11 protein-coding genes and 2 pseudogenes are annotated in these 20,427 nt (G+C 62.6%); 7 read left to right on the forward strand and 6 right to left on the reverse strand.

The features are described from left to right. Positions 1-542 precede the first annotated feature (542 nt). The 3 genes from OM960_RS13620 to OM960_RS13630 all read left to right on the forward strand — a co-directional run bounded on the left by OM960_RS13620 (position 543) and on the right by OM960_RS13630 (position 3,586). Positions 543-2,189, forward strand: a complete 1,647-nt coding sequence (locus tag OM960_RS13620) for a helix-turn-helix transcriptional regulator (protein WP_264772352.1) — start codon at positions 543-545, stop codon at positions 2,187-2,189. Between the two features lie 116 nt (positions 2,190-2,305). After that, entirely contained in the window at positions 2,306-3,115 is an 810-nt protein-coding gene (locus tag OM960_RS13625; RefSeq protein ID WP_264772353.1) for a class I SAM-dependent methyltransferase, read from the forward strand. 18 nt (positions 3,116-3,133) lie between these two features. Next, positions 3,134-3,586, forward strand: a complete 453-nt coding sequence (locus OM960_RS13630) for a nuclear transport factor 2 family protein (RefSeq protein WP_263337707.1) — start codon at positions 3,134-3,136, stop codon at positions 3,584-3,586. 442 nt (positions 3,587-4,028) lie between these two features. On the opposite strand, the pseudogene OM960_RS13635 reads toward OM960_RS13630, so the two are convergent. The 6 genes and pseudogenes from OM960_RS13635 to OM960_RS13660 all read right to left on the reverse strand — a co-directional run. After that, positions 4,029-4,525 (reverse strand): annotated as a pseudogene (locus OM960_RS13635) (TRAP transporter large permease subunit); the annotation flags it as partial. A 239-nt stretch (positions 4,526-4,764) separates the two neighbouring features. Beyond that, on the reverse strand, positions 4,765-5,604 hold the full coding sequence (locus OM960_RS13640) for an adenylate/guanylate cyclase domain-containing protein (protein ID WP_263337706.1): 840 nt from the start codon (positions 5,602-5,604) through the stop codon (positions 4,765-4,767). A gap of 30 nt (positions 5,605-5,634) precedes the next feature. Then, positions 5,635-6,618 carry a hypothetical protein gene (locus OM960_RS13645; RefSeq protein ID WP_264772354.1) on the reverse strand — a complete coding sequence of 328 codons (984 nt, stop codon included), beginning with the start codon at positions 6,616-6,618 and terminating at the stop codon, positions 5,635-5,637. A 52-nt stretch (positions 6,619-6,670) separates the two neighbouring features. After that, positions 6,671-8,941 carry a pyridoxal phosphate-dependent decarboxylase family protein gene (locus tag OM960_RS13650; RefSeq protein WP_264772355.1) on the reverse strand — a complete coding sequence of 757 codons (2,271 nt, stop codon included), beginning with the start codon at positions 8,939-8,941 and terminating at the stop codon, positions 6,671-6,673. A gap of 224 nt (positions 8,942-9,165) precedes the next feature. Then, on the reverse strand, positions 9,166-11,343 hold the full coding sequence (locus tag OM960_RS13655; RefSeq protein WP_264772356.1) for a SulP family inorganic anion transporter: 2,178 nt from the start codon (positions 11,341-11,343) through the stop codon (positions 9,166-9,168). A gap of 46 nt (positions 11,344-11,389) precedes the next feature. Further along, positions 11,390-12,103: a Crp/Fnr family transcriptional regulator gene (locus OM960_RS13660; protein WP_264772357.1), complete on the reverse strand. Its 714-nt coding sequence runs from the start codon at positions 12,101-12,103 to the stop codon at positions 11,390-11,392. A 229-nt stretch (positions 12,104-12,332) separates the two neighbouring features. On the opposite strand from OM960_RS13660, the gene OM960_RS13665 reads away from it, so the two are divergent. From OM960_RS13665 to OM960_RS13680, 4 genes and pseudogenes are all read left to right on the forward strand, one after another. Then, positions 12,333-12,776 carry a hypothetical protein gene (locus OM960_RS13665; RefSeq protein ID WP_264772358.1) on the forward strand — a complete coding sequence of 148 codons (444 nt, stop codon included), beginning with the start codon at positions 12,333-12,335 and terminating at the stop codon, positions 12,774-12,776. A 376-nt stretch (positions 12,777-13,152) separates the two neighbouring features. Continuing rightward, positions 13,153-13,428 (forward strand): transposase, encoded by a 276-nt coding sequence (locus OM960_RS13670; protein ID WP_264772422.1) that lies wholly within the window; start codon positions 13,153-13,155, stop codon positions 13,426-13,428. A 300-nt stretch (positions 13,429-13,728) separates the two neighbouring features. Then, positions 13,729-19,908 carry a cadherin domain-containing protein gene (locus tag OM960_RS13675; RefSeq protein WP_264772359.1) on the forward strand — a complete coding sequence of 2,060 codons (6,180 nt, stop codon included), beginning with the start codon at positions 13,729-13,731 and terminating at the stop codon, positions 19,906-19,908. Positions 19,909-20,281: 373 nt separating this feature from the next. After that, positions 20,282-20,410, forward strand: a pseudogene (locus tag OM960_RS13680) (integrase core domain-containing protein); the annotation flags it as partial. Positions 20,411-20,427 lie beyond the last annotated feature (17 nt).

Genomic DNA, 20,427 nt, shown 5'->3' on the forward strand with positions numbered 1-20,427 from the left:
TCCATCTGCTCGTCCGTCAGCCAGAAAAGATTGCTCATCATCAACCCCGTCAGTCTGGAGCCTTGAATCACCCGGCGGCGGCAGCTTCAAGCAGATCAATGGGTCCTGACCCTAACTGAACGATCGTCTGCCACGAGTATGGCCCGGCCCGGCTGCGACGTCGCAGCCGGGTCATTGGCCGTGCCGGCGGTTATCGAACCGCGAACCTCCGTTTGTGACGCGCTTGATCGAGCGCCCGTTGGTACATTCGCCGCACCGTTCGATGCAGGGTCCGTTCAGAGTTGTTGGATCGAAGCTACGCTCGCCCTCGAATCTCTCCGGTCTTCGTTCCGCTCCGCCGAGGAGCGAATCGTGCTGCGCCGAAGACCACATGTGGCTTTCTGGCCTGAGCGCGAACGCCTCACACTTCCCGTCCAGCCCGTGTCTTCACGTGCCTATGCACCGCTTACAAAACTTTTGCCGGGAAACGGCGGGCGGCGGGAACCACCCGCGGAGCATCTTGCGCACCTGCCGGTCCGCGCCGCGTCGTGTTAGGATCAGGCATGTCGCAGGGTGAGGATATCAGGTCTGGCCGGCAGGCTTATTCGACGATGAGGTGGGCGGAGGCTCATGCCCGCCTTTCGACCGCGGACGGCCTTGAGCGGCTGAAGGCGGCCGATATCGAGCGCTTGGGCAATGCAGCCTACCTTGTCGGCAGGGACGAGGAAGCCGTCCGGGTCTGGACACGGGCGCACAACTTTTATGTTGACGATGCGGATGTAGGACATGCTGTGCGCGTCGGTTTCCTACTAAGCCTTACGTCCCTGCTCAGGGGAGAGATGTCGCAGGGCAACGGCTGGCTCGCGCGCATCCAGCGGCTGCTGGAGACTGCCACCGGCTACCCTGCAGAGCAGGGGCTTTCCCGGCTGCTGATGGCGATCAGACAGATGTTCGGCGGCGATCCGGACGGAGCGTTGCCATCGTTCGACGCCGCCGTGGCGGTAGGGACGCAGGAACGGGATCCGGACCTTCTCGCACTCGCACTCCTGTGCCGAGGGCAGGCACTTGTTGCCACGGGCCGAGCGCCAGAGGGTGCCGCTAGCCTCGATGAGGCGATGGTCTCGGTCACTGGCGGGCAGGTCTCTCCGATCCTCAGCGGCATCATCTATTGCGCGGTCATCCTGACCTGCCAGAGCCTATTCGACAGCGAACGGTCGAGGGAATGGACCGCCGTCTTCGATGACTGGTGCGGGGGTCAGCCCGATCTGGTGCCGTTTCGCGGGCAATGCCTGATACATCGCTCCGAAATCCTCCAGATGAAAGGCGACTGGTCAGGTGCCATGACGGCCGCTGATCGCGCCTGCCACTGGCTAGCGGACCGGACAGAGGCGACGGTGGGCCGCGCGTACTATCAGAAAGGTGAGATGCACCGACTTCTCGGCGATTGCGACGCAGCCGAAGCGTGCTACGAGCGCGCGCTGAGGCAAGGGGTAAACCCGCAACCGGGCCGAGCACTTTTGCGGCTTGCAAAAGGGCAGGCGGAGGCCGCGTTGGCAACGATCCGCACAGCATGCGGGTCGCGTTATGGGGCACCGGCTGTTCCGGGCGATCCGGAGCGGCTGAAGTTGCTCGGCCCCTCCGTCGAGATCTGTCTTGCGGCCGGCGAAACCGGGACCGCCGTTGCCGCGGCGGAGGAACTCTCCGGTTGGGCGAGCGCCCTCGGAACACCGCTCGTTCAGGCGACCTCTGCGCACGCGACGGGTGCGGTGCTTGCCTCGACCGGTGATCGCGACGCTGCGCTGGCGGAGTTCTCTGGGGCTCTCGCTCTCTGGCAACGCCTCGCCATACCGTACGAAGCCGCACGGACTCGCGCTCGCCTCACTGGACTGTACCACGATCTAGGTGACGACGATTCCGCCGAGGCGCATCGCCGGATTGCCGAGGCGACGTTCAGCGACCTCGGCGCAAGCCACGATCTGTCGGGCGTCGTCAGGACGCTGCGGGGCGGAACCTCCTGTGGCCTCACCTGCAGGCATATCGACGTGCTGCGACTGCTGGCGGATGGCAGGACAAACCGCGAGATCGCGGCGGAACTTGGCATAAGCAGGCATACGGTGGCGCGTCACATGAGCAATATCTTCGACAAGACTGGCGTTTCATCGCGTGCCGCAGCGGTTGCCTTCGCGCATAAGAACAGGCTGCTTTCCTGACAGCGGAATGGTCAGGATTGACCATGTCCAGCGTCGGGCGATGGCAAGGACGGGCGAAGAAACTGGCCGTGCCGCCCATTAGACTTCTCTCGTCGCTTTCATCGGGAGGACCGGGCATGGAACAGAGCTACGCCACGACCAACTACGGTGGTGATGCCCCCTGCAACTACCAGAAATTCTTCGTCCCCAGCATCGGCCGACCTGTCGCCGAGGATCTTGTGGCCCAAGCCAACCTGAAGTCCGGTGAGCACGTCCTCGATGTTGGCTGCGGCACCGGCGTCGTCACCCGCATGGCGGCTGGGCAAGTCTTGCCGGGCGGCACGGTCACAGGACTCGACCTGAACCAAGGTATGCTGGCCACCGCGCGTGTGAACACCGCCCCGGAAATCGGCATCGATTGGGTCGAGGCGGACGCGGCGGCGATCCCGTTGGACGATGCATTGTTCGATGTCGTGCTTTGCCAGATGAGCCTGCAGTTCATAACCAACAAGATCGCCGCGCTGCGCGAGATGCGCCGCGTCCTGAAGCCGTCTGGCCGGATCCTTCTGAACGTGCCCGGGCCGAAGCCGTTACTCTTCGCGGCAATGAACGACAGCATCGCCCGCCGACTGTCGCAGGACGCGGCGGCGTTCCTCGATCTCGTCTTCGCCATGCATGATCCGGCGGAGTTGAGGGACCTGTTCGAGAGTGCGGGGTTCAAAGACGTCAGCGTGACCGCGGTGCCGAAGGTTCTGACGGTTCCGAAGCCTGAGGAATTCCTCTGGCAGTATGTCCATAGCAGCCCGATGGCCTCCGACGCGATGGACATGGCTCCGTCAGCCCGGCAGGCGCTGGAAGATGAGGTCTGCCCGAAGTGGTCAGAATTCGTGGACGGGGGAAAGATGCAGTTCAAGGTCGGGATTACGACTGTTCGCGCGAGCGCCTGAGGTTAGGGGAGCAGAGCAATGACAATTGATCCAACGGAAGTCGAACGCATCATTCACGATATCCATGATTTCTTCACCGACTGGGTCGGCGGCCGCTGCCCCAGCGATGACGACACTTTCCGCCGACGCGCGCTCGATTACATCTCTGACGACCTTGTCGCAATCTTTCCGGCCGGGAGGAGCTTCGGAAAGGCGGATTTCGAGGGGTATATGACCGGAATATACGGCTCGAATCCCGATTTCCGCATCAAGATCAAAGACGTGCAGGTTCGTCATCTCGGAGCCGACATGGCGGTCGTGACCTACCAAGAATGGCAGCGCGGTGCGAAGGACTCTGACGATCCGGAGAATGGACGTGTCACGACCATGGTTCTCGGGAAGGGCGCAGGGGATCGAGGCTTAACGATCCTGCAGGTTCATGAAACGTGGCTGCCGGAAGAAGTGGTGGCGAAGGGAGATTTCGATTTCTGACCCACCAGGCGAACGCAGTTCCGGCCGCTTGATGTGCATCGCGATCAAGTGGCTCCTGTCCGCCAGCTTGGGATAAGCTGAGACCGCGAAGCTGTCGTTTGCTGAGTTGGTTCTGGATCTCCGCTCTGGGCCGCACTCGTCGAACGGGGGTATTGTGATCGCGAACTCCTGCGGCGCGGAGATTGTCGGCTTCGAGCCCTGCTTCACGAATGCTGCACATTGCCTGAATGGCGGCGAAGCTCCAATTGCAGACATTGGCCGTGTCGATGAGGAACCTTGATTACCGTTCATCGTGACGTCTGCCGCAGCTTCCGCAAGCCGGACATTGGCGGGCAATACATCCAAACCGGATGTCTCCCAAGTTGAGGAACTTCGACATTGAACGAGCGGCCAAGAATTGCACCAGGCCGCTCGCTGCTGAGAGTACCTAGTCCAACTAACCCTATTTGGTGATGATCTCTGGCCCCATGAAGGTGTTTGGGAGGAACGTCGAAATCAAGTGTACATAGGTGACTATGATCAGGAAGACGAACAACACCGCCAGGAAAGGAAGGGCCGCCAGACGACCCGCATCATCGGTATGCCCGCGACACCGGAGGTCACGAAAAGGTTCAGGCCGACAGGCGGGGAGATCATCCCGGTCTCCATATTCACGACCATGATGATCCCGAGGTGACTTGGATCGATGCCGAGCTCAATGGCGATCGGGAACACCAGCGGAGCAACGATCACCAGCAAGCCCAAGGACTCCATGAACTGGCCGCCGATCAGCAGGATGATGTTGACCACAACTAGGAACATCACCGGCCCCAGACCTGCCGACAGCATTGCGTCGGCCACATGCTGGGGGATTTGCTCTTCGGTCAAAACGTGTTTGAGGATCAGCGCGTTCGCGATGACGAACAACAGCGTGACCGTCAGCTTGCCGGCGTCCAGAACCGCCTGTGCTTCATGGCACTTCCTCCTTCGTCCATTCAGAAGCGGAGGATTCCAGTTCGCAATGGCCCGGATCTTGGAGAGAAGGTCACTTCCACTACGACAGCCGCGATCAGCTTCGCAGCCATCTCGCCGACTTCACGGCGGCCTAAAGCTTCGCTTGCAGGCTCATCACCATTGCAAACGCGATCCTCAAAACCGGAACGCCGTGGCGACATACTCTCGATGCATAGACACAGTTGCTAGCCAGCGTCTGCCTCAGTCGCTTTGGCCTCTTGGGATGGTTTTGCGGTCAATGGGCCGATGGCGATGACTGGCGTTCGATCGCTGATACCCTTGAGTTCCAGCGTCCTGGTCGAAAGCGATCCTGGTTCGCGCCCGGCATTCCGGAAAACTTCGGGCGTAGCGAGTGCCTCGCCCCGTTGGGCAGCGTGCGTGACTCGCGCCAAAAGGTTCACATCAAGGCCGAACGCGCTGATGCTGAGCATATCGCCGTCATTTGTCGAGGCCGTGCCGATATAGGCCTTGCCGGTGTGGACGCCGATCCCCACCGTTGCCGCATCCGGCAGTTGCCGCAGCCGGTCGAGCACCAGATCGGCTGCCGCCAGGGCCTTGCGCGCGTGGTCGCTGCCGACAAACCCCGGCGGCCAGACTGCAAAGACTGAATCTCCCTGATACTCCAGCACGAACCCGTCGGTGCGGGCAAGCGCATCGGACACCGCCGACCGCATGGCAAGGACGGTCCTGGCGAACTCGGAGGGCGACAGGCGCGACGACAGTTCGACCGAGTTCCGGACGTCGACCATCATCATCGACATGTTGACCTCCGCCCCTCCTGGAAAGGCCTTCATGAACGAATCGCAGGCGTTGCAGAAGTTCTTGTTGCGTTCGGACTGATGAAGGCCGGTCAGCCTGACCAGCCATCCGCCCAACCCGCCCATCGGTGCGTCGCAGAGTTTGCACCGCGGTTGGCCGGGCAGCCTTCCGTAGCGCGCCTGTTTCTTCGCCAGGACCGGATGCCCCTCGGCAAAGATCTGGTGCCAAAGTTCGGAGTTGCCTTCGCTGTGCGTCAGTTCGGACATTTCGAATTTCTCCTGTTGGCCGGCGTCGTGCTATTTGTTCCTGAGCATCGACGAAGGAGTTGGGCTGACATCCAGACAGGCCTGGTCGTTGCGCAAGGTTTCCGGGCTGCAGCACACCCCGGTTCCAAAGAGGAATGTCTCGCCGGCGATGGCAGCGATCTCAGGAAGCATTCCCCGGTAGAGCAGCCTCAATTCGTCACCCGGCTTGAATGGCCATTTGCCCGGAATCGTCTGCTCACCCGTGTGTCTGTCCGTGAGCCGGACGGCTGGAAGCGTCACCACGACACCGGCTTCAAGTTGTGCGTCCGCCAGACCGTCCGGCCTTTTGGCCAGGCTCATCACATGGTCGTAGTCTGGACCAAAGGCGCAGGTCTCGAACGCATCGCTCTGGAGACGGCCGGTCTGCAAATTGGTGAGATGCGCTTCGCTATCCTTGCCGAACAGCAGATAGGTCGCGAACTCGGGCAATTGCAGATGATGTGCGAAGGGCCGAAAAGTGACGATGCGGTTCACCTCGACCTCGAAGTCGTCGATCAGCGGCAGCACACGATCGGGACTCCAGGGGTAGAAATGAGGGTTCTTTTCGTCCTCCTCCGTGAAGGGCGGGAGCCCCTGGAATATCTTCGCCCGATAGTTGCGCTTACGGCCCGCCGCGAGATCGGGGATGGTGAATTGGTCGGTTTCGGCGTTCGAAAGGATGAACCAGTCCTTGGGGTTCTGGCGTCGCGCAGTGTCCAGCTTTTTTGCGACCCAATCGGGAAGCGAGGCCTCGAAGACAAGCTGGTACTTGTGCTCCTCCATGTGGAACTGGGTCATGTGGACGGCAAAGACCGTCTCGTGACCCACGAGCGTCATTGCATGCTGGTGCGGCATGTTGTCGATGCGCGGGCTGCGCATCCGGACCGGGTCCATGTCGTGTCCGTCATGGGAACGGCAATGCGGGCAGGTGCAGCCGGGCCCATGGGCGGTGTGTTCGGTCGCGTCTTCAGCTTTTCTTGCGGTCTTTTCGGGCATCGGCTTGTTCCCTCCTCGCATCGGTCGAAGTCCTGGTCGTGCCGAGCCGGCTTCAAGGGGGGGTAAGGCCATGGCGCGTCATCACGTTGTCCGCCGCCTCGGATGCCGTCGCGGCGAGCACCTTGACGATGCGGCCAACGAAATCGCCCGTTCCGCCCTCGCTGAGCCATGGGTTCTGAGTGGTGGAGATCAGGAAGCTTACCGGAACGCCCTCCTGCGGATCCGCGCCGGCACGGCGCGCGAACGTGTTGACGAAGGACTGACCGTAGGCCTTCGGATCAAAGCTTGAAGACGTGACGAACATCGGCGCGGTGGGGATCTGGCCACCGTTGAACGAATGCATGCTGAGCTTCTTGAAGATGCTGTCGTTCATCTCGTTCATCAGAGCGACATCGCGATTTACCCCCTCGGCGGTGACGAAGTTGAATGCGTAGGTCACGATCGTCAGATCGGGGCCGATGTCACGGAAGAGCTTGAACAAGGCCGGGTCGCCGATGAGAGCATCCACCAGGTCCGCATCGGCCAAAGGCACGATCCGCCGGGCGATCAGGTCCTTCTGATCCGCTATGTCGTGTGTGGTCGCCGTGGCGTCCCGCTCGGCCGGAAGCTGCTGGAACGGCGCCAGGGTGAAATTCGCCCCATTCAAACCGACAAGTGCCGCGTAGAGGCGCTTGCTGTTGAAGATGCATCGGCCCAGCAGTCTGCCATAGCCGCTTCTGTCCGTCCGAATGACGCGGTGTGACAGATACACGGCCGCGGCGGCCGCGCCGGGTTTCGATCCTTCGATGCCGTAGAATCCGACCGCCGGGTCGACACCGCCATGATAGACCACCGGCGCCTTGAACGAGATCGTGTCGCGCATCGCGCCGTTGCGGTAGCAGAGCGACCCGGCCGGGTAGGGCACGAACCCGGATTTGTGCGGGTCGGTGGTGATCGTGTCAACGTGTCTGAGGGCAAGGAATTGCCGCATCACATAGGCGTTGAACATCATTCCCGGGGCCCTCTTGCCGTCCTTCAACAAGAGCGCATGATGCGGGTTTTCCTCGGTCTCTGTGACGGCCTGCAGTTCCTCATGCTCGGTTCCGTGATGTCTGGGCTTGCGCAGGAGAGAGGCGAAGTACCCGCCCCAAGCCGCGTCCGCATGCACCGAGAATTCCATGCCCATTTCCCGGCTTTCAGCGCGAAAGGACAGGATGTCCGCCAACGGATCGACGGCGCTTTCCTCGGTAGACCCCATGACCGCGGTCAGTTGCATCACGGGTCGCCGCTCGGCCAGGCAATGGTCAATCGCCTTGCGCAGTTCCACCGTGTCCATGCGTCCATCGAGATCGACCCGGATCGAAACCAGGGACGCCGACCCAAGGCCCGCCAGTGCCATGGCCTTGGCCCAAGAGTAATGCGCCGTCGCGGGCGCAATCAGCACGGGCGGCAACACGTCGGGCAGGTACCGGCGGTGGAACTCCATCAGCCCGAGAGACTGGACCGAGGTTCGCGCCAGGGCGGCTTCGATGACAGAGGCCGGAAGGCCCGACGTGCGCGCGATACGTGTGGCCAGGCCGAGAACCTCGTCGAGCGGGAGGTTCAGCAGTTGCCAGGGCGAGAGCTCGAGAAGCCGTGCGCGCTCTCCCGAGAGCAGCCTCACGGTCGTCTGCCTGGCACCCGCCAGTTCCGGGTCCACGTCTATTGCGCGGGCGAGGGCGACACCCAGATACTTGGTGTTGCGCGAAGCCCAGACGCTTTCGCAGTTCGCCACCGAGCCGTCGCAGGTGATATGCCCCCAGGGCCTTGTCGCGCCGTTTTCCGTCGCGTCGGCATCGGGCAACTCGAAACCGAGCATCCGGCACAGGTCGTCGCCGACCTCCATCTCGAAAAGAGTCGTGGCGGGCGACGCCTCGGCGGCGACGTTGTTCTGGTTGTAAAGTAGGGCGGCAATATAGCCGACCAATCCGGGAAGCGACTGGTCCCAGTACATGTGCGAAAGGTTGCGAAAGCTCGACAGCGGTATCGACCCCTGCAGGTAATGCAACATGTCGTTGACCGCGTCGGAAATGAACGCTTTGGAGTCAGCCAGGCTCTCGGGTGGGCCGGCTCCGAAAATGCCGGGATCGGAGGGCATGTAGGCCCGCCGCGCCTCGACGTTCGCATCGATCGCTTTTGCAACCAGCAATTTCAGAAAATCGACGTTCTCGCCTTTCGGTCCCAGAAACCAGGTTTCGGGCGTCCCGTCACCGCGCCGGTCAAGGGAAAGTCGTGAGTTCTCGTGGGACAGCGCATCCGCGAGGGAAGCATGAAGTCGACCGTGCCTGCCGTGGTGCTTCGCCATCGCAAGGGTACTCACAAGATTGGAAACAATTCTATTGGCGGGTTAAGTCTTAATTATGTCAAGGAAAAATGAAGTTTGATGAACTTTGCCCTCAAAAGCGCCAGCCCGAACGGCTGGTGTTCAATTTGCGGTAGAATAGTGCGCGCTTGACCGCTCCGAATTGGAAATTGCCTTGGTTCGGTTGCGATCCGGAGCGACGTGGCGGCTGTCCGTCAACGCTGAAGCTAGTCGTCAAGCAAGAGCAGATTCGTTCTGGTGACCTTTTCAGCCAACTCTCGCGCAATGGTTGCGTGAAGGATCGCTGCCAGATCGCGGTCGTCGCGCTCCAGCCGATCGAGCGTCGCAGCTGACAGGCATTGCACGACTACCGGGCCATCAGCCACGACACTGGCGCCACGCGCGGTGTGCAGATAACGAGCGATTTCCCCAACCATTGCCCCCTCTGTCAAAACCCTGACACGCATTGCCCCGTCTTCGCCTCGATCCAGATAGACGCCGAGACGACCCTCCTCGACCACAAAGATGTCGCGCCCGTCACTACCCTGCCGGAAAAGCACCTCGCCCTTATTCAGCATCCGGACTTCGAAAAGCCCTGCAAGCTCGGGCATGCGCGGATGCGCGCCCGCCGCCGCCCGTAGGAGCTTCTCGAGGCCCCCGCCTTGGGCGTCGGAAATCGGACACTCGGCAAGCAGCGCTTCTTCGACCTGCTCCAGGGCGGATTCGAGTGTGTCAGAGCGGCCGAACCCGAATGCCTCATCAAAGTCGTTCCGCCAGAGTTCGAGCGCCGTTTTGACCTCTGTCGATAGCCCGCAGAGATGCACACGCAACCGGCGCGAAGGTGCGAGATATCCCAACTTGCCAAGTCCGGCGCAAGCAGAGGAATCCATTCCGGTCACGGCGGAAAAGTCGAGTATCAACCAATCCGGCCGGTTTTCGGTGCCTGCCCCTGAGGCATCGACACGGCGGGCGTAGACCTCTTCCAGCAATCGATCAACCGAGCCGAAGAAAAGGTAACCTTGAAGCCGTGCAAGGCGCACCCTGTTCCATGTGTCTCGCAAACACGCCTCTCTGTCTGGCGAACGGTCGACGTTGCTGCGGCGCGGCTGCGTGGCGATATTGCGACGAATGATCGGAATCCGCACGTAGCTCAGAACAAAGCTGATCAGGGCGAACAGTATTCCTGCAAGAATCCCGAGGAACAGACCCGTCGTTGCCGTGACGGCGACAATGGCGACGACGGTCAGCCAGTCCTGCAACGTAAGATGCCTGCGGGGCGCGATCATCCAGTCCTCCAGCATCGAAAGCCCGATGAAAAGCAGCAGCCCCCCGGTGACGAAGACGGGCACCGCAGCGACCACCTGTGCGGCAAAGACACCCCCTGCGAGCACCACCGCGCAATAGGCCAGGGTCATGGCACGGCCGCGGGCGCCTAGCTTGTCGGCGAAAATCGTTGAGCCCGTCGAAACGAAACTGGTTACCCCGCCGAAAAGGCCAAGTGTGGCGTTGGTCAGCCCGCCAACCCGCAACTCCCGGTTCATGTCGAGATTGCTCCGTGTCGCAAGTTCGGTTCCGGACGTGTTCAGCAGGAATGCGATCACGTTGATCGCGACGACGACGGCAAGGCTCGGGCCGGCGTTAAGGATCTGGCTCCAATCGATCTGCGCCAGAAACGCCGGATCCGGTCCAGCCCGGTCGCCAGAGGACGTGACCGAGGGCAGGAGACCCATCTGCCGAGCGGCGTCCACATCCATGCCCAGAAACGCAAGTGTCAGGTAGAAACCCGCGATGAACACTGTCAACACGATCATCATCGTCGCTGCACCGGTCCAGAGCCTCAGCGAAAGCATCATCGAAACCGCAAATGTGACCGCTGGCAGAGTGATCACGAGGTTCGTCCACATGGCATGCGGAAGGCCAAGGAGGTCGTCTGCATTCGCTACGATCATCAGGGCGGCACGTGTGAGGAGCCAACCGGAACTGGCAAGGAACCCCAGGGCGACGGGATAGGGCAACATGCGTACAATTCGGCCGGCGCCGAACTTGCCCATGCCGAAAAGGACCGCGCCCGAGAGAAGTGTGGAAAGTCCGATCAAGGTAAGTGCTGTGGGCAATGGGTTGTTGCCAGCGCCGGCAATCGCCGCGGCAGCCGCGGCAGTGACGGCGGCGAGGATCGCGATCGAGGAATCCTGCGCGATCCCCAGCGCGCCCTGCAACCCTCCCCAGCGCGCGATCGCCATCGTCGCCACCAATGTCGAGACCAGGAACAGCGTCGTCCCGATCCCGACGCCCGAAGCAAGCGGGCCGGCGAAGACAAAGGCCCCGATGGCGACACAATGCCCGAGCGCATCAACGCCGAGCGCAAAGCCGAGCAGCGCTGGACGGGCAATCGCAAGTCTCGTCATGCGTCTGCCCTTGGACGGGTCAGACCGGGACCCGGTGCAACGCACTTCACTCGTCGCTCTCAGCAAGACTGCGCAGCGCGCCTAGGTCGCAGGTCCAAGTCCGCTCCTCCCGCACGAGAACGCGGTCCTCATGAAAGTCGTGCAATACCCGGTTGATCTTGGGGCGGCTGGCGCCCAGGAACTGGCTGAGTTCTCCCTGTGTCAGGTCGATGGACAGATGCGCCGTCGGGTCTGCGTCGGAGCCGTTCAACTCCCTTACTGCGAACAGAATGAACCGCGCGAGTCGTGCCTTCAGGTTGTGAAGCGCCAATCCCTCCAGGCGGTCATCGGTGTCGCGAACGATGTTGCAAAGATACTGGATCACGGCAACGTTCAGCTCCGGGAACCGCGAAGCGATGTCGCGATAGTTTCGCCGGCTCAGCACCAGTGCCTGCACGGCGCTGACGGCGGTGGCATCCGCCGTACGGACGCCGCCATCTAAGCAGGCGATTTCGCCTACCAGATCGCCGGGAGAGGCAATGCGGATCAGCAATTCGCGTCCGGCTGCCGAAACGATGGAAAGTCTTATTCGCCCGTCCGCAACGATTAGCATGTACGAGCCTTCGTCGCCCTTGGAAAAGACCGCTTCACCGGCGACCCAACTGCGCCTGTGGACGTGCCGCGCGATTTCGGCAAGAACCGGTTCGTCGAGATCGCAGAAGATGGGAACGGAGCGCAGGATCTCCGAGTCGTGATCGGCTATACGATCCCGGTCGCGCATGTGAGCACCCCCACCAATATACTGCGCAGGCTTCCGCGCTATATAGGACCGGCCGATGGCCCCAAGAGCAAGAGAATTTCGCAAAACGTTGGGGGACGCCCCCGGGCATACGCATGTCTGCGTTCTCCCGCCCATCAGCGTGCGTCTGTTCCTTGGGTAACAGCCTGACTCTCGCGAATCCGGCATCCTTTCTTTCACGCCACCCGCCGGTCGGGCGGCACGGGAAAGGATGGAGGTCACGATGTTTGCCATGGGTTATGCAACTGCAGCTTGCCAGATCCTTCATCAACCGGATCTTGGTCCGGAGACGGAAATGGAATTGGAGGACAGGCTGTTTCGCGCCGAAGCGAAACGGATGGCCGCAATGACACGCAAGTCCGCCCGGGAGCGCATGAGCGAAGCGGCGGTGGCGCTCGTCCCTGCGAGCGTGAGGAAAGCCTGGGCCGAAAAGGCGCTCGAGCGGGAATTCGTGGCGAACTGCCGCCGGCTCAAGGAACTGAGCCCGCATCTGCTGGACGATATCGGAGTCGAGGAAGTGATCGAGGAGCCGCAGGCTAGCCTGACAGAGCATGTCGCCACGTCCGTCAACCTCAGGGTGGCCGGCGTCAAAGAAAAGATCGGGCAGTTTTCTTCGCGGATCAACGAACACCCCGTATTAGCACAGAAAGCCTGACGTTCAGGCTGTATTTCGGTGCTTGCGGACAGTGATGGTTATGTGACCGCCCCCCAACGGCTTCGAAGTGCCAAGGTGGGGTTGCAATGCTCGGAAGTGGAGGGCGGTCATGTCGGCGATGATCGGGGTCGGACACCATCTGTCGAACGGTGTGTAGGTTAGTATCCGGGGACTGGAGCGCGCCATTGCTCCCGGGCAGGTCAGGTGGCCTGTTTTGACCATTCCGGGGCGTTTCTCTCCTCGTACTGATCGGGGCTCAGCTTGCCGTGCGCGGTGTGGCGTTGCAGACGTTGTCGATGAAGGCGGGCATGCTGAGAGAAAAGGACAGCGTGGACGATGGGGAAAGAAGATCAACGACGAGTTTTTGGTCGAGCTGTTGAAGGGCTGTGAACGGCCTGAGGGCCTGCTGGGCGACGGCGGTTTAATGAAGGATCTGAAGAAGGCGTCGACGCAGCGTTTGCTGGGCGCCGGGTTGACGGAGCGTCTCGGCTGCGAGCGCGACGCGGAAACTCCTTCGGTGCAGGCGAACCGCCGGAACGGCACCAGTCGGAAGACCCTGAAGGGCGAGGACGGCTCCTTTGCGAACGAGGTGCCGCGGGACCGCGACGGTAGTTTCGAGCCCGGTCTGATCGCCAAGGGGTGTAGGATTTGAATGGCCGCTTTCGCGACACTGCCGATCGGTTCGGCGTGAATCGGTTCGACGCACTCTGCACTGCCGAGACCCAACATTTCCTGACATCGGAACCTTGAGGGGAAACTCCCTCCCGCGTCGGGTTGGCGCGACAACGTCCTCCAAAGGGGTACTTCTTCGTCGTGATATTAACCCAAAGGGCGAGGAGGTATAATACCCCATTGATATTCCGCGTGGTCCAGCTGGGGATACACCCAGAATTTCGCTTGGAAATCAATTCATTCGCCATTTTTTCAACCAGTCACTCGAGGGGAAGTCGGCATGTGTCCGCCCAATGTCATCGTTGGAACCGAGTTTGAAGACGGACTCTCTGGCTTCGCGGACGATGACCTGGTGTTCGGCCTCGACGGGAATGACACCCTGGCAGGGAACGGCGGCAACGACATTCTCGATGGCGGGTCGGGGAATGACCTTCTCGACGGAGGCGACGGAGACGACACTCTGGTCGGCGCCACCGGCAATGATGAGCTGATCGGAGGATCCGGACGGGACACCTTCGTCATCCGGTCCGACCCGGCAAGCGCCGACACGATCCATGACTTCACGTCCGAGGACTGGCTCGGCATCGATGCGGCGGAGTTCGGGCTGACGGAAGGCAATGGGCTGACAGGCGGCCGGCTGGATCCGGACTGGTTCGTCGTCGGCCCGTCTGCAACCGCCATCGGTCATGGCCAGTTCGTGTTCACCGGCGGGGCCGAGCCGTACTTGCTGTGGGATCCGGACGGAGCCGGCCCCGCAGCCGCTGTGACCATCGCGAGCTTCGCGCCGAATTCCACCGTGACGGCCAGCCAGTTCACGATCCTCTCCGCCGCGCCGGAGATCACCAGCGCCGCCTCGGTCTCGGTGGCCGAGAGCCAGACGGCGGCGCTCGACGTCGAGGCCCAGGACGATCTCGACGCCGAGGGTTCGGGGCTGACCTATGCGCTGACCGGCGGCGCCGATGCCGCGCAGTTCGCGATCGATCCCGATACCGGCGCGCTCAGCTTCCTCAGCCCGCCCGATGTGGCGGCGCCGGCCGACACCGATGGCGACAATGTCTACGAGGTCCGGGTCACGGTGACAGACACGGACGGGCTCTCCACCCGCCAGGATCTTGCAGTGACCGTGACCGCCGCGCCGACCTCGGGCGGCTCCGCCACCGCGCTCGCCGCGACCGCCATTGCGCCGAACGTCTTCGAGACGCGGGTGACCGCGAGCGCCGACGATGTCGAAGAGCGCAATACCGGCTCGATCTATACCAACAGCACCGATCTCGAACTGTCCGTGGATGGCGCCAAGGGCGCGCAGACGATCGGGATCCGCTTCACCGGCATCGCCATTCCCAAGGACGCGGTGATTACCAACGCCTGGATTCAGTTCCAGACCGACGAGTCCGACATCGGCGCGGTGTCGCTGGAGATTCGCGGGCAGGCCAGCGACGACGCGGCGACTTACTCGCGGACCAAGTTCGACGTTTCGTCGCGCCCCATCACCGATGCGGCGGTGATCTGGACCCCGCCCGACTGGACCATCATCGGCGCGGCAGACGCCGGCCAGCAGACGCCGGATCTCGCCGCGATCGTTCAGGAGATCATCAGCCGGCCCGGCTGGGTCGCGGACAACGGCATCGCCTTCGTCATTACCGGCAGCGGCACGCGCACGGCCGAGTCCTTCGACGGGAACGCGGCCGCGGCGCCGCTGCTCCATATCGAGTGGCTGCCGGCCGAGGGCGGCGAACCGCCTGTCATCACCACTCCTGCCACCGCCTCGGTGGCCGAGAACCAGACCGCGGTGCTCGACGTCGACGCCCAGGACGATCTCGACACCGAGGGCGCGGGGCTGACCTATGCGCTTACCGGCGGGGCCGATGCCGCGCATTTCGCGATCGACCCGGACACCGGGGTGCTCAGCTTCAACTCCCCGCCCGACTTCGAGGCGCCGACCGATAGCGACAGCGACAATGTCTACGGCGTTCAGGTCACTGTGACGGACTCACGCGGGCTTACGGCCAGCCAGGACATCGCCGTGACGGTGACCGGTGTCAACGAGGCGCCGGAAATCACCAGCGCCGCCGCGGTCTCTATGACCGAGGGCGGGACCATCGCCGCCGACGTCGCGGCGCTCGATGATATCGATGCCGAGGGCGCGGGACTGACCTACGCGCTGACGGGGGGCGCCGATCAGGGGCATTTCGCGCTTGATCCCGACACCGGAGTTCTCAGCTTCCACAGCCCGCCCGCCTTCAACGCGCCCGGCGATGCCGACGGCGACAACCGCTACGAGGTTCAGGTTACGGTGACCGACAGCGGCGGGCTCCCGACGAGCCAGGACATCGTCGTGACCGTGACCAGGATCAACGCCGCCCCTGAGATCACCACTCCATCGGCGGCCTTGGTGGTCGAGAACCAGACCGCGGTGATCGACGTCGAAGCCCAGGACGATCTCGACACAGAGGGCGCGGGGCTGACCTACTCGATTACCGGGGGCGCCGACGCCGCGCGCTTCTCGATCCACCCCGACACCGGCGCGCTCAGCTTCCTCAATCCGCCCGACTTCGAGGCGCCGGATGATGCCGACGGCGACAACCGCTACGAGGTTCAGGTTACGGTGACCGACAGCGGCGGGCTCCCGACGAGCCAGGACATCGTCGTGACCGTGACCGGTGTCAACGAGGCGCCGGAGATCACCAGTGCTGCCGCAGTCTCGGTGACCGAAGGTGGAACCACAGCCGCCGACGTCGCGGCCCAGGACGATATCGACACCGAGGGCGCGGGGCTTGTCTATACGCTGACCGGAGGCGCCGATGTCGCGCTCTTCGCGCTTGATCCCGACACCGGAGTTCTCAGCTTCCACAGCCCACCCGCCTTCGACGCGCCGGGCGATGCCGACGGCGACAATGTCTACGAGGTTCAGGTCACGGTGACGGACTCGGGCACGCTGACGGCAAGCCAGGATCTCGCGATCACGGTGACCAAGGCTAACGCCGCCCCGGAAATCACCAGCGCGTCCGCGATCTCCGCGGCCGAGAACCAGACCGCGGTGATCGACGTCGAAGCCCAGGACGATTTCGACACCGAGGGCGCGGGGCTGACCTATGCGCTGACCGGCGGGGCCGACCGGGGGCACTTCTCGATTGATCCCGACACCGGGGTTCTCAGCTTCAATAGCCCGCCCGACTTCGAGGCGCCGGGCGACGCCGACACCGACAATGTCTACGAGGTCCAGGTCACGGTGACCGACGCGGGCGGGCTCCCGGCCACCCAGGACATCGCCGTGACGGTGACCGATGTCGTCGAGAACGTGACGCCGGTGACGTTCGAGCAAAGGGTGAGTTCGGGTGCCGACGACATCGAGCAAAGACCCTCGGGCTCGATCTACACCAACAGCAGCGATCTCGAACTGATCAATGACGGCGGCAACCTGCAGACGGTCGGGATCCGTTTCAACGCGATCGGTATCCCGCAGGGATCCATCATCACCAACGCCTACATTCAGTTCAAGACCGACGAGGTGAGCACCGGCGCCGCCTCGCTGGAGATCCGTGGCGACGACAGCGACAATGCCGCGCCGTTCACCAGCACTCCGGGGATTCTGTCCGCGCGCATGACGACGGACGCATCCGCGTTGTGGGTGCCACCCGACTGGACCGTCAGGGGCGAGGCCGGCGACGCCCAGCGCACCCCGAATTTGACGGCGATCGTGCAGGAGATCGTGAACCGGTCAGGCTGGACCGACCTCAACTCGATGGCCTTCATCATCACCGGCACCGGCACCCGCACGGCCGAAGCCTTTGAGGGCGACGCAACCGGCGCGCCGCTCCTGCACATCGAATTCCTGCCGCCGCAACAGACCGAGGCGCCCCAGGTCGACCTGGACGGGCCCGGCGGCGGCACCGGCTATAGTACGACCTATCTGGAAAACGCCGCGGCGGTCGCGATTGCCGGAGCGGATGTGCTGATCACGGACGGCGACAGCACCCATCTGGTGGGCGCGACCATCGTACTGACGAACCCGCAGCAGGGCGATGTCCTGTCGGTCGATACCGCGGGGCTGCCGTCCGGCATCTCGGTCGACTCCAGTTCGACGGCGGACCGGATCGTCCTGACCGGCCTCGCACCGCTCGCGGATTACCAGACGGCGTTGCAGCGCATCCTGTTCCAGAACTCGAGCGAGACGCCCGACCCGACCCAGCGGACGGTCGAGGTCACGGTCTCGGACGGGATCTCCCCGTCCAATGCGGCACTCGCCACGATCGCGATCGACCGCGCCCCGGACCCGGTGCGTGACGCTGTATCGACCACGCCGGACACGCCGGCCGTCATCAGCGATGTGCTGGCAAACGACGACCCCGGCGACGGGCCGGCCAGCGTCACCGGCTTTGACAGCGTCAGCTCGGCAGGCGGAACGGTGATCGCCGGTGCCAACAACAGCTTCAGCTATACGCCCCCGGCCGGCTTCATCGGCTCGGATTCCTTCACCTACACGATCACCGACTTCGACGGCGACAGCGCGACCGGCCTCGTCACCATCGCGGTCGGCGTGAACGCGCCGCCGACGGCGGTCGTTCTCACATCCGCGGGGCCGTTCACGGAGAATATTTCCGGCGCCATCGCGGGTACTCTGGGCGCGAGCGACCCGGATCAGGGCGACACCCACATCTTCTCGGTCAGCGACCCGCGCTTCGAGGTCGTCGGCAACCTGCTCAAGCTCAAGGACGGCGTGCGGATCGACTTCGAGAAGGAACCGGTCGTCGCACTCGACGTGACGGCCACGGATTCCGGCGGGCTGTCGGTGACCGAAACCATCCTGATCGATGTCGCGGACGTCGCCGAGATCCGGTTTGCCGCGTTCGGGGACTGGGCCGACGGCGCCGGCACGGCCGCTGTCGCCAATCTGGTCAGGAACCTCAATGCCGAATTCATTGTGACGACGGGAGACAATATCTATAACCCGCTTGACACGGTCGACAGTCAGATTGGCCAGTTCTACTCCGACTATATCGGCAACTATTCCGGCGCATATGGGTCGGGGAGTTCCGTCAACCACTTCTTCCCCGCGCTCGGAAACCACGATTACAGTGAAGGACTGTTCGCCGAGTATATCGACTACTTCACCCTGCCGGGCAACGAGCGCTATTACGACTTCGAAATCGGCCCCGTGCATTTCTTTGCGGTGAACAGCAACGGCGAGGAACTGGACGGCTCAAGCAGCAGTTCAGTGCAGGGCCAATGGTTGCAGAACGCGCTGGCCGCTTCGACGTCGACGTTCAAGATCGTGTATTTCCATCATTCGGCCTATTCCTCCGGCGACAGCCACGGATCGACGACGTCCTTGCAGTGGCCATTCGAGGATTGGGGCGCGACAGCGGTCCTTAACGGCCACGACCATACCTACGAACGCATCCTACGCGACGATAATGGCGACGGCGAGGTGCTTCCCTACTTCGTCACCGGGCTCGGAGGACACGGAATAACCGGCTTCGCAACGCCAATCGGCGGCAGCGAGGTCCGCTACAACGGCGACTACGGCACCATGCTCGTCCAAGCCAGCGAGACCAGCATCACGTTCGAGTTCTGGTCGGTCGCGGGCGGCGGCACCCTGATCGACAGCTACACGATCGACGCGCTGGCTGTTCCCGGAGGCGGATCGGCGCCATCGGTGGTCGCGCAATACTCCATGGCCGCCTATGGCATTCCCGACCCGTCGGGCCTCGCCTATGACCCGTTCACGGACAGCTTCCTTCTCTCGGACTCCGAGATCGACGAGGAGCCGCATTTCGATTTCACCGACATCTTCCGCCTGACCCGCGCCGGCTTCCTGCAGGAGAGCTACACACCGAGTTCATTCACCGACGAGCCGACCGGACTGGCCATAGACGCCGTGGACCAGCTGATGTTCATCTCCGACGACGACACGCGCGAGATCTATGTCGTGGACCCCGACGACCCGACGACGCTGCTGTATTCCTTCGACGCGATCGCGCTCGGCGCGAACGATCCGGAAGATACGGCGGTCGACGCCGCGAACGATCGCTTGTTCATTCTCAGCGGCGAAACGGATCACAAGATCGTCGAAACGGACTACACCGGGTCACAGGTATACTCCACGCTGGTGCTGTCGAGTTCCTGGGACGTCGAAGCCCTCGCATATGACAGCAATGAGGACGTCTTCTACGTCGGGGGCGGGTTCAGCGATCACGTCTGGAAAGTCGACCGCGATGGGAACATCCTCGCAGATATGGATCTCCTGAAAGACTATCGAAATCCGATCACTGACACGCGTGTTCATGTCAAGGACATCGAGCTTGCACCGGCCAGCGATGGCAGCGGCGAGACGCATATCTACGTCGCGGACTTCGGCAACAGCCACGTGATGGACGGGTATCTCTACGAGATCGATCCGGGCGACCTCATCACGACCCCGTGGTCGACGCCGATCCCGAGCGACGAACTGATTGCCTGATCTGTGGTCACCGGGAAGATGCCGCCCGCGACAGTGAAAAACGAGCCGCCTTGAAACGCGATTTGGACCGTGTTGATAAAAGCGACTCGAAGAACGCACTGCTCGTCCTTCAATCTGGCATCTGTGAAGGAGACCAGCTTGGCACGAGGCCTGATGCCGGACGATGAGTGGTCGATTGATGAACGCTCTATCGTGGCCGTCCGCGCCCCGAATGAATGCAAGCGGATTTGATCCCCGAAGTCCAGACCGTTTGAAGCTGGAGTGTTCCGCTATGTTTTAGGCGGGCAGTTCACTTGGCGCGGAGCGTAAGTACGGGTGCAAATGAGTTCTCCCTGACGAATTCGGCATTGCGTATGTCGTTGCCCAATACTTGTTCAGGATCCTTGCGGATGCCGCCGAAAAGCTGGAGGCTTGGCGTAGATGCGACAACGAGCAACGGCCGCACGCGGCGCTCGAAAACTTGGCGCCGAACGCCTTTGCAGCCCTACCGAAACCAGCCTGAAAGGTCGCATGAAGCCC

Origin of the sequence: Defluviimonas salinarum (assembly GCF_026013545.1) — a bacterium.
In the GTDB taxonomy this organism is placed as follows: Bacteria; Pseudomonadota; Alphaproteobacteria; order Rhodobacterales; family Rhodobacteraceae; genus Albidovulum; species Albidovulum salinarum.